At 70.0% G+C, this 13,049-nt stretch carries 14 protein-coding genes; 8 read left to right on the forward strand and 6 right to left on the reverse strand.

The genetic code is table 11. The annotated features are described in order from the left end of the window. Positions 1-14: 14 nt before the first annotated feature. Positions 15-911: an NYN domain-containing protein gene (locus ACFYWX_RS37070; protein ID WP_389429255.1), complete on the reverse strand. Its 897-nt coding sequence runs from the start codon at positions 909-911 to the stop codon at positions 15-17. Between the two features lie 230 nt (positions 912-1,141). On the opposite strand from ACFYWX_RS37070, the gene ACFYWX_RS37075 reads away from it, so the two are divergent. Then, positions 1,142-1,294: a hypothetical protein gene (locus ACFYWX_RS37075; RefSeq protein WP_389429256.1), complete on the forward strand. Its 153-nt coding sequence runs from the start codon at positions 1,142-1,144 to the stop codon at positions 1,292-1,294. A gap of 87 nt (positions 1,295-1,381) precedes the next feature. Here ACFYWX_RS37075 and ACFYWX_RS37080 read toward each other — a convergent pair whose 3' ends face one another. The 3 genes from ACFYWX_RS37080 to ACFYWX_RS37090 all read right to left on the reverse strand — a co-directional run bounded on the left by ACFYWX_RS37080 (position 1,382) and on the right by ACFYWX_RS37090 (position 3,748). Beyond that, positions 1,382-1,987, reverse strand: coding sequence for a MarC family protein (locus tag ACFYWX_RS37080; protein ID WP_389429257.1), 606 nt, complete (start codon positions 1,985-1,987; stop codon positions 1,382-1,384). Between the two features lie 52 nt (positions 1,988-2,039). Further along, positions 2,040-2,897: a PHP domain-containing protein gene (locus tag ACFYWX_RS37085; protein WP_389429258.1), complete on the reverse strand. Its 858-nt coding sequence runs from the start codon at positions 2,895-2,897 to the stop codon at positions 2,040-2,042. Between the two features lie 209 nt (positions 2,898-3,106). After that, positions 3,107-3,748 carry a DUF6758 family protein gene (locus tag ACFYWX_RS37090; protein WP_389429259.1) on the reverse strand — a complete coding sequence of 214 codons (642 nt, stop codon included), beginning with the start codon at positions 3,746-3,748 and terminating at the stop codon, positions 3,107-3,109. A 158-nt stretch (positions 3,749-3,906) separates the two neighbouring features. Here ACFYWX_RS37090 and ACFYWX_RS37095 point away from each other — a divergent pair, with 158 nt between their 5' ends. Then, positions 3,907-5,166, forward strand: coding sequence for an MFS transporter (locus ACFYWX_RS37095; RefSeq protein ID WP_389429328.1), 1,260 nt, complete (start codon positions 3,907-3,909; stop codon positions 5,164-5,166). A gap of 40 nt (positions 5,167-5,206) precedes the next feature. On the opposite strand, the gene ACFYWX_RS37100 is transcribed toward ACFYWX_RS37095, so the two are convergent. Then, positions 5,207-5,791 (reverse strand): suppressor of fused domain protein, encoded by a 585-nt coding sequence (locus ACFYWX_RS37100; RefSeq protein ID WP_389429260.1) that lies wholly within the window; start codon positions 5,789-5,791, stop codon positions 5,207-5,209. A 460-nt stretch (positions 5,792-6,251) separates the two neighbouring features. Here ACFYWX_RS37100 and ACFYWX_RS37105 point away from each other — a divergent pair, with 460 nt between their 5' ends. Together ACFYWX_RS37105 and ACFYWX_RS37110 are read left to right on the forward strand one after the other, a co-directional pair. Then, positions 6,252-7,367 (forward strand): magnesium and cobalt transport protein CorA, encoded by a 1,116-nt coding sequence (locus ACFYWX_RS37105; RefSeq protein ID WP_389429261.1) that lies wholly within the window; start codon positions 6,252-6,254, stop codon positions 7,365-7,367. Between the two features lie 23 nt (positions 7,368-7,390). After that, positions 7,391-7,906, forward strand: a complete 516-nt coding sequence (locus ACFYWX_RS37110; protein WP_389429262.1) for a hypothetical protein — start codon at positions 7,391-7,393, stop codon at positions 7,904-7,906. Positions 7,907-7,910: 4 nt separating this feature from the next. Here ACFYWX_RS37110 and ACFYWX_RS37115 read toward each other — a convergent pair whose 3' ends face one another. Further along, a complete protein-coding gene (locus ACFYWX_RS37115; protein WP_389429263.1) occupies positions 7,911-8,675 on the reverse strand; it encodes a hypothetical protein in 765 nt (254 codons plus the stop codon). Positions 8,676-8,877: 202 nt separating this feature from the next. Here ACFYWX_RS37115 and ACFYWX_RS37120 point away from each other — a divergent pair, with 202 nt between their 5' ends. From ACFYWX_RS37120 to ACFYWX_RS37135, 4 genes are read left to right on the forward strand one after another with little or no spacing between them, the layout of a single operon-like run. Continuing rightward, a complete protein-coding gene (locus tag ACFYWX_RS37120; RefSeq protein WP_389429264.1) occupies positions 8,878-10,161 on the forward strand; it encodes a magnesium transporter MgtE N-terminal domain-containing protein in 1,284 nt (427 codons plus the stop codon). Then, entirely contained in the window at positions 10,151-10,735 is a 585-nt protein-coding gene (locus ACFYWX_RS37125; protein WP_389429265.1) for a DUF1003 domain-containing protein, read from the forward strand. The genes ACFYWX_RS37120 and ACFYWX_RS37125 overlap by 11 nt, the downstream gene beginning before the upstream one ends. Positions 10,736-10,777: 42 nt before the next feature. Beyond that, positions 10,778-11,911 carry an Mrp/NBP35 family ATP-binding protein gene (locus ACFYWX_RS37130; protein ID WP_389429266.1) on the forward strand — a complete coding sequence of 378 codons (1,134 nt, stop codon included), beginning with the start codon at positions 10,778-10,780 and terminating at the stop codon, positions 11,909-11,911. Positions 11,912-11,971: 60 nt separating this feature from the next. Next, positions 11,972-13,045, forward strand: coding sequence for a polyprenyl synthetase family protein (locus ACFYWX_RS37135; protein ID WP_389429267.1), 1,074 nt, complete (start codon positions 11,972-11,974; stop codon positions 13,043-13,045). Positions 13,046-13,049: the final 4 nt, after the last annotated feature.

The raw sequence follows: 13,049 nt of genomic DNA on the forward strand, positions 1-13,049 counted from the left end.
CCGCCGGACAGGCCCTAGTACTGCGTCTGCAAGTGCCCCCAGAACCCGTCCCGCAGCGCCCGCCGCAGGTCCGCCTGGCCGCGCAGTGAGTAACTCAGGATGCCCTCCGCCTCGACCAGCAGGTCCTGGTCGACGGAGCCAGGCAGGTAGGGATGGCCGGGCAGCAGTTCCACCAGTGCCTCCCTGCCGCGCGCCGACAGCCACTTCGCGGCGATCTGCGCACCCACGAAGCGCACGTCCTCGCGGGTCGGCCGGGTTGCGCCGGACGCCTCGTAGGAGGCGGCGGTGCGCCGTGACACGTACGGCTTGAAGAAGTCGAGGTCGAAGGTGCGCTGGCTGTCGACCTCCCAGAGCAGGGGCTCCGCCTGGTTGCGGCCCTCGGGCGCCTCGATGCCCCAGAGGTGGACCCGGGCGCCGTACCCCTGCGCCGCCTCCACCGCCGAGACGAGGTCCTCGTCGCCGCCGAGGAGGGCCGCGTCGCTGATGGCGCGGTGGCGTGCGAGGGACTCGAGGTCCGTGCGGATCAGGGAGTCGACGCCCTTCTGCTGGTTGTTGGCGTTGAGGTTGCCCAGCCGGACCTTCACGTCAGGCAGTTCCGCGATGGACTGCTGCTCCGCCGTGTGGATGCGGCGTCTCGCCCCGTCGTACCAGTAGACCCGCAGCAGCCGGCTGTCCGCGAAGATCGTGCGCGCCCGGTCGATGAGGGCCTCGATCAGGCCCTCGGCGTCCAGGTCGAAGGCGCGGCGGTCCTCGGTCCCGGCGATGAGTCGGCCCGCGGCAGCGTAGAGGTATCCCGCGTCGACGAAGATCGCGTGGGTCGAGGGTGTCTTGGCCACCTCGGCGAGCATGCGCTGAAGCAGCTCGTTCGTGCGGTCGATGCGGGCGGTGAGGGCCGCCAGGTCGTCGTTCATCACCTCCATTGTCCCGGCGGTCACGCTGCGAACACAACCGGTCCCGGTCAGTCTCCCCAGCTCACTTACCGGTCGGTAGTTAGACGTTCGAAAAATTTCCTTAGCGTAGGGAATGTTTGTAACACGCAACCCGTTGACTACTACAGAACGTCGTACCAGCCGTTCCCCAGCAGTTCTCAGCAGTCCTCAGTAGTTCTCCGCAGGAGGATGACCAGACGAAGGGAGAAGCCATGCGCTTCGAAATCATGCGACTCGACGACGTCGACGGCACGCCCGTGGACAGCACCGTCGTGGACGCCGCCTCCGTCAACCGGATCGTGCAGCAGGCCGCCGCCATCGGGCAGCGCCTCTGGATCCGCCCGGCCACGACCACGGCCTCGTAACGCACGGGTCCCTCACGGCAGACTTCAGAGCCCCCGCACGGCACCGACGCCGTACGGGGGCTCTGCGCGTCTCCCCCGGAACGGGGCTCAGCCGCCCCGGATCACCTGGGTGACGCCGTTGATGATCTGCTGCACGGCGATCGCGGAGAGCATCATGCCCGCGAGCCGCGTCACCAGGACGACCCCGCCGTCCTTGATGACCCGGATGATCAGCAGCGAGTACCGCATCACCAGCCACAGCACGACATGGATGGCGAGGATCGCCGTCCACACCGACACCTGCATGGCGGCACTGTCGGCCTTCTGCACGGCGAGGATGACCGACACGATCGCGCCGGGCCCCGCCAGCAGCGGCATGCCCAGCGGTACGAGCGCCACGTTGACGTCCTTGGTCTGCTTCGGCTCGTCCGTCTTGCCGGTGAGCAGGTCGAGGGCGATCAGCAGGAGCAGGAGTCCGCCCGCGATCATCAGTGCGGGCACGGAGACGTGCAGGTAGTTGAGGATCTGGTGCCCGAGCAGTCCGAAGACGGTGATCACGCCGCCCGCGACACAGACGGCCTGGAACGCCATCCGCTTCTGCACCTTGCCGGGGCGTCCGGCGGTGAGCGCGAGGAAGATCGGGGTGATCCCGGGGGGATCCATGATGACGAAGAGGGTGAGGAACAGGGAGCCGAAGACGGCGACGTCGAACATCAGTACAGGGGCCTTGCTGGTAAAGGTGAACGTGGACGCGCGGAGGTGAGCCTCAGACCCCGCCGGCTCCCGGCACCGGGAACGCCCCGAACGCCCGCCGTGTGATCTCCCCGTACACCTCGGGGTCCGTCGTGTACTCACCGAGCACGCACGTCTTGCGGCTGCCGTGGTAGTCGCTGGAGCCGGTCGTCAGGAGCCCCAGTTCCTTGGCCAGCCCCCGCAGCCGCGCCCGCGCGTCGGCGTCGTGGTCCATGTGGTCGACCTCGATGCCGTCAAGACCGGCGGCGGCCATCTCGGCGATCGCCGACTCCGGCACCGTACGCCCCCGCTTGGCGGCGGCCGGGTGCGCGAACACCACGACTCCGCCGGCGCCCTTGACCAGCCGGATCGCCTCGAAGGGGTCGGTCTCGTGCTTCGGGACGTAGGCCCGGCCGCCGTCGGCCAGCCAGTCCGGGGTGAAGGCATCGCTCACGGTCGGTACGACACCGAGCTCGACGAGCGCGGTCGCCACATGCGGGCGCCCGACCGAACCGTCTCCCGCGATCCGCGCCACCTGCTCCCAGGTGACCGGCACACCCAGCTCCTGCAACCTGGCCACCATGCCCCGCGCCCGCGGCACCCGGTCGTCCCGCACCAACTCGCGCTCGGCGAGCAGAGCGGGCTCCTCCGGGTCGAAGAGGTACGCCAACATGTGCATGCTGATGCCGTCGAGACGACAGGACAGCTCGGCGCCCGTGACGAGCGTGAGCCTCTCCGGCAGCGCGGCGATGGCCTCCGCGTACCCCCGGGTCGTGTCATGGTCGGTCAGCGCGACGACGTCCAGCCCGGCAGCGGCCGCATTCCGCACCAGCTCAGCAGGGGTGTCCGTACCGTCGGACGCCGTGGAGTGGCAGTGCAGATCGATACGCACGACACGAACTCCAAACGGCGACGGGACAGAAGGGGACGCTCAAGGATAACCGGATTTTCACCCTTCCTGTCACACCCGCAACCACGTAGCGCCCCCTACATACAACTCCCCGAGGGGCGCGGGGCCGTATCCATATGCGGCTCCGCCGCGTGGGCGCGATCAATCCACGACCGGCCGCAGACAACCACGGCCTCCACACACCCGGCCCTCTACGGTTTGAGCAAGCGCGGCGACAGCGCCCCGCACGGCACCAGCTCCAACTCCGCGCCCGCGTCCCGCAGATCCGTCAGCACCAGCTCGTCGTACATCAGCAACCCCGACTGCTCGGGCCACACCACCGCCCACAGCCACAACCCGCGCGCCTCCCCCGCGAACACCGCGCGGTCGTCCGGCGCATCGGCGACATGCCACAGCGGCGTCGGACGCCCCGCGGCGAGCACCTTGACCTGGGGTGGCTTCTCGACGTTCATGTACGGTCCCGGGTCCGGCCCGTCCATGCCCGCGTACCGCGCGCCGAGGCCGACGCCGAGCTCCTCGGCGACCAGGATCAACTCGCCCATGCCGCCGAGCGGTCCGGGCCCCGAGCAGGCCACTGCCGTGGCACGGCCGCCGCTGCGGTCGTCTCCCGCGTAGCCCACGCCCGTGAACAGCCAGCCGACCGGCAGCGGCCACGGCATCCAGATGGGCACCTGCGTGCGATGCACCACGACACTGAGGGCCTCGACGCTGGGCGGGATCACGGGCTGCAGCGGATGCACCGTCCCGTGCACATCGCACTGCCAGGAATCGGCGAAGAGTCCGGGAGCCCTGACCCGGCCACCACACTTCGGGCAACTGGGTTCGCCCCTCATAGGCCCCCACGGTCCTACCCCGGCACGCTCACGTCAAGGACGATCACCCGTCCGGACGGAACGCGTTCACCAGGAAAAACTACATGTAGCTTGCATTATTTAGGCAATCTAACTTATCGTGTGTATATACCAACTACTTCGTCGTGACGGGAGAAGCAATGGACCCCTTCGACCCGGGAACCGACGCCGGAACCGACACCGGAACCGACGCCACAACCGGCAGCATCCTGCGGCAGCCCAAGTCGGTGTGGGCGACGGCCGGCGCGTCCGTCGTCGCGTTCATGGGCATCGGACTCGTCGACCCGATCCTGCCGTCCATCGCCCAGGGCCTGAACGCCACGCCCAGTCAGGTCTCCCTGCTCTTCACCTCCTACTTCCTGATCACCGCGATCGCGATGCTGGTCACCGGCTTCGTCTCCAGCCGCATCGGCGGCCGGAAGACCCTGCTGCTCGGCCTCGCCTTCGTCGTGGTCTTCGCGGGTCTCGCCGGCACGTCGGGCTCGGTCGCCGAACTCGTCGGCTTCCGGGCCGGCTGGGGACTCGGCAACGCCCTCTTCGTCTCCACCGCCCTCGCGGTGATCGTCGGCGCGGCGGCCGGCGGAAGCGCGGCCGCGATCCTGCTGTACGAGTCCGCCCTCGGCCTCGGCATGGCGTGCGGCCCCCTGCTGGGCGCGCTGCTCGGGGACGCCAACTGGCGCTACCCGTTCTTCGGCACCGCGTTCCTGATGGCCGTCGGCTTCCTTGGCATCACGGCGTTCCTGAAGGAACAGCCCAGGCCGGCCCGCAAGACCTCGCTGCTCGACCCGGTCAAGGCGCTCGGCCACGGCGGACTCGCCTCCGCGGCGATCTCGGCGTTCTTCTACAACTACACGTTCTTCACCGTGCTGGCCTTCACGCCGTTCGTGCTGAACATGACCCCGTACAAGTCGGGTGCGGTGTTCTTCGCCTGGGGTGTGCTGCTCGCCGTCTTCTCGGTGATCGTGGCGCCGCGCATGCAGCGGCGGTTCGGCTCGCTGAAGGTGCTCGGCGGCTCGCTGGTGCTGCTCGCCGCCGACGTGCTCGTCCTCGGATACGGCGACCACACGACCGCCGTCGTCTGCACGATCCTGTCCGGCGCCTTCATCGGCGTGAACAACACCGTCTACACCGAGCTGGCCCTCGGGGTCTCGGACGCGCCGCGGCCCGTGGCGAGCGCGGGCTACAACTTCGTGCGGTGGTTCGCCGCGGCGGCCGCGCCGTACTTCGCGCCGAAGATCGAGGAGTGGAGCGACATCCACATGCCGTTCGTGGTCGCGGCGGTCACCGCGGTCGCGGGCGCGGTCGTGGTCGTCGTACGGCAGAAGGCCCTCACGCACGACGTGGAAGAGCTGGAGCCGAAGCACGCGACCGAGGACGGGATCGCCGTCTTCGCCAACTGACGCTTTCCGGCCACCGGTTGGTGACCTTGCTCACGCGGCGTCAGTCGAGCGGTACGGACCTGCGGGACGGATCCCGCAGGTCCGTCCCGTTCGTCAGCCAGCGCTCCTGGAGGGCCTGGGCGCCGTGCACGCGCTTCCACGCGGCCTCGTTCGGGGTCATCGGGAGCAGCGGCAGGAACCGTACGGGGTCGAGGGGCTCGTCGAGCTCCAGGTCCTCCACCAGACCGCCGGGCTCGGCGACGAGGACGGAGGTGAACGGGGCGCCGGGCCACAGCGGCTCACCCACGTCGAGAGACGCACCGGGGGCCACGATCACCCCCTCGACCTGTGGCGACGCGGCGAGCACGGCGAGCGGGCGGAGCACCTTGTCGGTGTCGGCGAGGCCCGCGCGGACGGAGAGGACCAGCTCGGCGCGGGGGCCCTTGACCGGGTCGGCGAGCATCGCGGTGGGGTCCGCCATGGGCTGCGCGGACATGCCGAGCGTGGCGTAACGGACGACGTCCCCCTCCTGGAAGCGCAGCAGCTCGATCCGGTCCGTGCCGAGGAAGGTGACCCCGGCGCGCGCGTCCGGCTCGCCCAGCGCGGTGCGCAAACGGGCCTCTACCAGAGGAAGAACATCAGCCATGTCGCGAGCATAGAACTTGCCAGTAGCGGGCAAAGCAACGCCTTGACACTTCTGTCTGCTGATACTCTTGCCCGGTGGTTCGGGGCAGCACGCAGAAGCGTCGCCATCAGTCCCGACGCCGCTGAGACTCCCTTACGAGGGACCGGCTGGAGGAGGTGGGGCTGTCATGGATCGAAGTCGACCTGGCAGTACCACTCGCTCTTCCGGCCACTGATGCAGCTGCTCCGGCTGATCGCCGCCTTTCACGCTCGCGTCTTCGTGCGGAAGAGCACTTCGTTTCGCTTTGCCTGATCTATCTGATCTGTCTGATCTGCAGCAGTAACGAAGCTCGCCACCGCGACGGTGCGGTGCTCCCCGCTTTGTGGACGTGCCAAACATCCGCAGTCAGGACGTCCCCATTCCGGGTAGTTCCACCCGTCTCCCCCGGCGGCCTTTCGTTGCCCGTACGAAGGAGCCTGCGATGTCGATGATCCGCGACCTGCGTGCCGTGGTCCGCCCGTCCCGTATCTCCCTGCGCAAGGACACCGGCGTCTACGACACCACGCGCGCCCCCGGAACGCCGTCGGCCGTCGTCGACTGCGCCGTCTACCGCGACGGTGGCCGCATCCACACCGACAGGCCGCTCACCCCGCACGAGGCGATGCGCCAGGTGCGCCGCGACGGCGGCTTCGTGTGGATCGGCCTGCACGAGCCGACCGAGGCCGAATTCGCCGGAATCGCGAGCGAGTTCGGGCTGCACCCGCTCGCCGTGGAGGACGCGGTGCAGGCGCACCAGCGCCCCAAGCTGGAGCGCTACGACGACTCGCTCTTCACGGTGTTCAAGACCATCCACTACGTGGAGCACGACCAGCTCGACGCCAACAGCGAGGTCGTCGAGACCGGCGAGGTCATGTGCTTCACCGGCCGGGACTTCTTCATCACCGTCCGGCACGGCGGGCAGGGCTCGCTGCGGGCGCTGCGGCACCGGCTCCAGGACGACCCCGAGCTGCTCGCCAGGGGCCCCTCGGCCGTGCTGCACGCCATCGCCGACCACGTCGTGGACGGGTACATCGCGGTGGCCGACGCGGTGCAGGACGACATCGACGAGGTGGAGACGGAGGTGTTCTCGCCGGGCCGCAAGGGCACCCCGCGCGGCACGGACGCCGGCCGGATCTACCAACTCAAGCGCGAGGTCCTGGAGTTCAAGCGGGCGGTGTCGCCGCTGCTGCGGCCCATGCAGCTGCTGAGCGAGCGTCCGATGCGGCTGATCGACCCGGACATCCAGAAGTACTTCCGGGACGTCGCCGACCACCTCGCCCGCGTCCAGGAGCAGGTCGTCGGCTTCGACGAGCTCCTGAACTCCATCCTCCAGGCCAACCTCGCGCAGGCGTCCGTGGCGCAGAACGAGGACATGCGCAAGATCACGTCCTGGGCCGCGATCATCGCCGTGCCGACGATGGTGTGCGGGGTGTACGGCATGAACTTCGACTACATGCCGGAGACGCACTGGCGGTACAGCTACCCGGCGATCATGATGATCACCGGCGTGATCTGCCTGGGCATCCACCGCACCCTGAAGCGCAACGGCTGGCTCTGAGAGCGCCTGGTTAGGCTGAGCCCATGACAAGTGCGTTGCTCGACCGGGCCCTCGTCGAGGAGGCCACGAAGAAGTCCGGCCTCATCTGGGTCCGGGGTGCCGGGGCTCCGGCCGCGCGTGCGCTGTGGCACGTGTGGCACGAGGGCGCGGCCTGCCTGGTCGGCGACGGGTCCGAGGAGCAGCCGCTGCCCGGGCTGGCCGACGGGTCCGAGGCCGAGGTGACGGTCCGCAGCAAGGACAAGGGCGGCCGGCTGGTGTCCTGGACGGCGAAGGTCGTTCAGCTCGCGCCGGGCTCCGAGGCCTGGGAGGCCGCCGTCGCCGAGCTCAAGGGCAAGCGCCTCAACGCGCCCGACGGGGAGGCCATGACGGAGCGTTGGGCGCGCGAGTGCCGGGTGCTCCGCCTGGAACCCACGGGCGGGACACTGCCGTTGCCCGACGGCTCTCTCGCCGAGGCCCCGATGCCGACGTCGGCGACGACGCGTCGAGAGATCCCCGCGGGGCTTGTGAGGTTGCTGATGAAGAAGCGCAAACGGGGATAGGCGGTCACGACGTGGGCAGTTGCTTGCCGTAGTCGACCGTCTCGTCCTTCCCCGGCTCGGTCAGGGTGAAGTCCTTGCCCCAGTCCGAGAAGGTCAGGGTGCCCGCGCCCCCGGCCCGCACCAGGAGCAGGGGATACGGCGTGCCCTCCAGGGACACGTCCAGCGTGCCGCCGGAGCCCTTGTCCCCGGTGACGCGGATGGTGCGGACGCCCGTCTGCTCGTGGCGGCCCTCCGTCCCCAGCGTGCCGTGCAGCGTCAGCAGACCGTCGAGGAGGACGTCCTTGTCCGTGAAACCGCTGAACCGCTTGTACGAGGGGTCGCCCTGCGGCACCTTCACGTACTTGCCGCCCAGCTTGCCCGCGGCCGCCGTGTCCGAACCGTCGGCGTCGCCCTTGCCGTCCTTGCCGTCCTGGTGGTTCCAGAACTCCGCGCTGGCCTTCAGGTACAGCTCCTCGCCGATGCGCAGCAGCTGGAACTCGGCGCCCTGCGCGGTGACCGAGCCACTGCCGCCGTCGGCCTTCAACTGCATGTCGAGCTTGTACGTGCGCCCGCTGGTGACCACGCTTCCCGACAGGCGCACCGCCGGGGCCGCCTCCGCGGCGGCCCGGGATTTCGACTGGATCTGCGCGGCGGGCAGCTTGCCCACCCCGTTCGTCCCGGCGTCCGGATCCTCGCTGCAGCCCGTCAGTCCCGTTCCCGTCACGACCAGCGCGCACATCGCGCCCACCAGTGCGGCCCGGCGAGTACGGCCCTGGGGAATCGCAGTCACAGGTGGTGCTGCCTCTCTGCGGGGGTGTCCTGAACGGCGTACGGCAGCGTACCGGGGTCTGCGGGTGCCGGCGGAGTCAGACCGTCCGGACCGGCCACCAGGGCGTTTCCGATCGGGACGGGCTAGCCTGAAGCCCACCCGAGCAGGCAATACGGAAAAGGAACCCAACCACCGAAACGCGGTACGAAAAGGAAGCACAGCCATGGCAGCCGGCGCCCCCCGGATCTTCGTCTCGCACCTCTCCGGTGTCGCCGCCTTCGACCCGAACGGCGACCAGGTGGGGCGCGTCCGCGATCTGGTCGTCATGCTGCGCGTCGGGCGGAAGCCGCCGAGGATGCTCGGACTGGTCGTCGAACTCGCCACGCGGCGCCGCATCTTCCTGCCCATGACCCGGGTGACCAGCATCGAGTCCGGACAGGTCATCACCACCGGGGTGCTCAACGTCCGCCGCTTCGAACAGCGGCCCACCGAGCGCCTCGTCTTCGGCGAACTCCTCGACCGGCGCGTCACGCTCGTCGAGACCGGTGCGGAGGTCACCGTCCTCGACCTGTCCGTGCAGCAGCTGCCGGCCCGTCGGGAGTGGGAGATCGACCGGGTCTTCGTGCGCAAGGGCCGCAAGCCCGGCGCGTTCCGGCGCGGCAGGGGCGAGACGCTGACCGTGGAGTGGTCGGCCGTCACCGGCTTCTCCCTGGAGGAGCACGGGCAGGGCGCCGAGAGCCTGCTCGCCACCTTCGAGCAGCTGCGCCCTGCCGACCTCGCCAACATGCTGCACCACCTCTCCCCCAAGCGCCGCGCCGAGGTCGCCGCCGCCCTCGACGACGACCGCCTCGCCGACGTCCTCGAGGAGCTCCCGGAGGACGACCAGATCGAGATCCTCGGCAAGTTGAAGGAGGAACGCGCGGCCGACGTCCTGGAGGCCATGGACCCCGACGACGCGGCCGACCTGCTCTCGGAGCTGCCCACGGACGAGCAGGAGCGGCTGCTGAACCTGATGCAGCCCGGCGACGCGGCCGACATGCGGCGCCTGCTGTCGTACGAGGAGCACACCGCGGGCGGTCTGATGACGACCGAGCCGATCGTGCTGCGGCCCGACGCGACCGTCGCCGACGCCCTCGCCCGGGTCCGCAACGCCGACCTGTCCCCCGCGCTCGCCGCCCAGGTCTACGTCTGCCGCCCGCCCGACGACACGCCCACCGGCAAGTACCTCGGCACGGTCCACTTCCAGCGCCTGCTGCGCGACCCGCCGTACACCCTGGTCAGCTCGATCATCGACGACGACCTGCAGCCCCTGGAGCCGGACGCGGCGCTGCCCGTGGTCGCCGGGTTCTTCGCGGCGTACGACATGGTCGCGGCGCCCGTCGTCGACGAGTCCGGGTCGCTGCTGGGCGCGGTGACCGTGGACGACGTACTGGACCACATGCTGCCGGAGGACTGGCGGGAGACGGAGTTCCACCTGGACGAGGGGGGTGTGACCGATGGCACCTGAGCGTGAGAGCACCCGCGAGCGCACCCCGGCGGGCGCCACCGCGACGAACCGTACGCGGCCCCGCCTCGACCAGCCGCGCCCCCCGCGCCGCCGGATCGTGCCCGAGTGGGACCCGGAGGCCTTCGGCCGGCTGTCGGAGCGCATCGCGCGCTTCCTGGGCACCGGACGGTTCATCGTCTGGATGACGTTCGTCATCATCCTGTGGGTGGTGTGGAACATCTTCGCGCCGCACGACCTGCGCTTCGACGAGTACCCGTTCATCTTCCTGACGCTGATGCTGTCGCTCCAGGCCTCCTACGCGGCCCCGCTGATCCTCCTCGCGCAGAACCGGCAGGACGACCGCGACCGCGTCAACCTCGAACAGGACCGCAAACAGAACGAGCGGTCGATCGCGGACACCGAGTACCTGACCCGGGAGATCGCAACGCTGCGCATCGGGCTCGGGGAGGTCGCGACGCGCGACTGGATCCGCTCGGAACTCCAGGATCTCGTCAAGGAGCTGGAGGGGCGCCGGGACGGCCATGTCGTATTCCCGGCGGAACGGTCGCACGGACGTGACGCAGACGACCGCTGACGGCCTTCCCTACGGCCCGGTACGGCGCCGTACCATCGTCCTATGGCTACGGAAGACGCGGTGCGCGAAGCACTGGCGACGGTGAACGACCCCGAGATCAACCGACCCATCACCGAGCTCGGGATGGTCAAGTCGGTGGACATCGGGGCGGACGGAGCGGTCGCGGTCACCGTGTACCTGACGGTCTCCGGCTGCCCGATGCGCGAGACGATCACACAGCGGGTGACGGACGCGGTCTCCGCGGTCGAGGGCGTCACCCGCGTCGACGTCACGCTCGACGTGATGAGCGACGAGCAGCGCAAGGAGCTGGCGAGCGCCCTGCGCGGCGGCCAGACCGAGCGCGAGGTCCCCTTCGCCAAGCCCGGCTCCCTCACGCGCGTGTACGCGGTCGCCTCCGGCAAGGGCGGCGTCGGCAAGTCGTCGGTGACGGTGAACCTGGCGGCGGCGATGGCGGCCGACGGCCTGAAGGTCGGCGTGGTCGACGCCGACATCTACGGCCACTCCGTGCCCCGCATGCTGGGCGCCGACGGCCGGCCCACCCAGGTCGAGAACATGATCATGCCGCCGTCCGCGAACGGCGTGAAGGTCATCTCGATCGGCATGTTCACCCCGGGCAACGCCCCGGTCGTCTGGCGCGGCCCGATGCTGCACCGCGCGCTCCAGCAGTTCCTGGCGGACGTGTACTGGGGCGACCTGGACGTCCTGCTCCTGGACCTGCCGCCCGGCACCGGTGACATCGCGATCTCCGTGGCGCAGCTCGTTCCGAACGCCGAGATCCTCGTCGTGACGACCCCGCAGCAGGCCGCCGCCGAGGTCGCCGAGCGGGCGGGCTCCATCGCCGTCCAGACCCACCAGAAGATCGTCGGCGTCGTCGAGAACATGTCCGGCCTGCCCTGCCCGCACTGCGGCGAGATGGTCGACGTCTTCGGCACGGGCGGCGGCCAGGCGGTGGCGGACGGGCTGACGCGCACGACGGGCACGTCCGTCCCCGTCCTCGGCAACATCCCCATCGACGTCCGCCTCCGCGAGGGCGGCGACGAGGGCAAGCCGGTCGTCCTGACGGACCCGGACTCCCCGGCGGGCTCGGCACTGCTTGCGATCGCCGGAAAGCTCGGCGGACGCCAGCGCGGCCTGTCGGGACTGTCGCTGGGGATCACCCCGAAGAACAAGTTCTGAGCCGGGCGTTCTCAACCAGATATCGCGTGTTCCCTGCGGGTCCTGATCGTTTGACCGGGCATGCAGAGCACACGGGTGACACGCGGGATCGATCTCGGCGCGGTGCGCGAGCAGGTCGACGCGGTGCTGGAGGACTTCCTCGCCGGTAAGGCCAGGACGGCAGCCGGCCGTGGGCACCCGCCCGAGGTGGTGCGCACCGTGCGCGACTTCCTGGCCTCCGGTGGCAAACGGATCCGGGCGCTGCTGTGCGTGGTGGGCTGGCACGCCTCGGGCGGACACACCGACCGTGCCGCGGTGCTGCGGGTGGCGGCGTCCCTGGAGCTGTTCGTGGCGTTCGCCCTCATCCACGACGACATCATGGACGACTCGGCCAGCCGCCGCGGCCGCCCGGCCGTCCACCGCGCGATGCGCGCGCGGCTCGGCGACGACGAGCGCGCCGCGCGCCTCGGCGCGGGCGGCGCGCTGCTGGTGGGAAACCTCGCCCTGATGTGGGCACAGGAGTTGCTGCACACCGCCCGGCTCGACACCGGCCGGCATCGCGTGGTGCACGGACTGTACGACGCGATGCTGGAAGAGGTCATGTACGGCCAGTACCTGGATGTGATGGGCACCGGCCGCAGCGCCGACGACATCGAGGCGGCCCTGGAGATCATCCGCTACAAGACCGCCACCGCGACCGTCGAGCGGCCCCTCCAGCTGGGGGCCGCCGTCGCCGGGGCCGGAGAGGCCACCCTGGACGTCTTCACGCGGCTGGGCCTGCCCCTGGGGGAGGCGTTCCAGATCAGGGACGATCTCCTGGACGTCTTCGGCAGCCCGGACGGCAGGTGCGCGCCGGGCCTGAGCGACTTGCGGGAAGGCAAACGGACCGTGCTTCTGGCACTCGGTCTGCAGCGCGCCGACCCGGTCCGGCGAGAGCGGCTGCGCCGACTGGTGGGCCGGCCCGATCTGGGCGAGCGTGAGGCGGCCGAGGTGCGGGCCGTCCTGGAGGCGTCCGGCGCTCGGGAGCACGCCGAGCGGATGATCACCTCCCGCTACGAGCAGGTGCTGCGTGCACTGGACGCGGCCGCCTTTCCGGAGGCCGCGGACCGTGCTCTGCGCGATCTCGCGGTGACCGCCACGCGGTACACCTCCTGACGCC

Origin of the sequence: Streptomyces sp. NPDC002888 (genome assembly GCF_042888465.1) — a bacterium.
Taxonomy (GTDB): Bacteria; Actinomycetota; Actinomycetes; order Streptomycetales; family Streptomycetaceae; genus Streptomyces.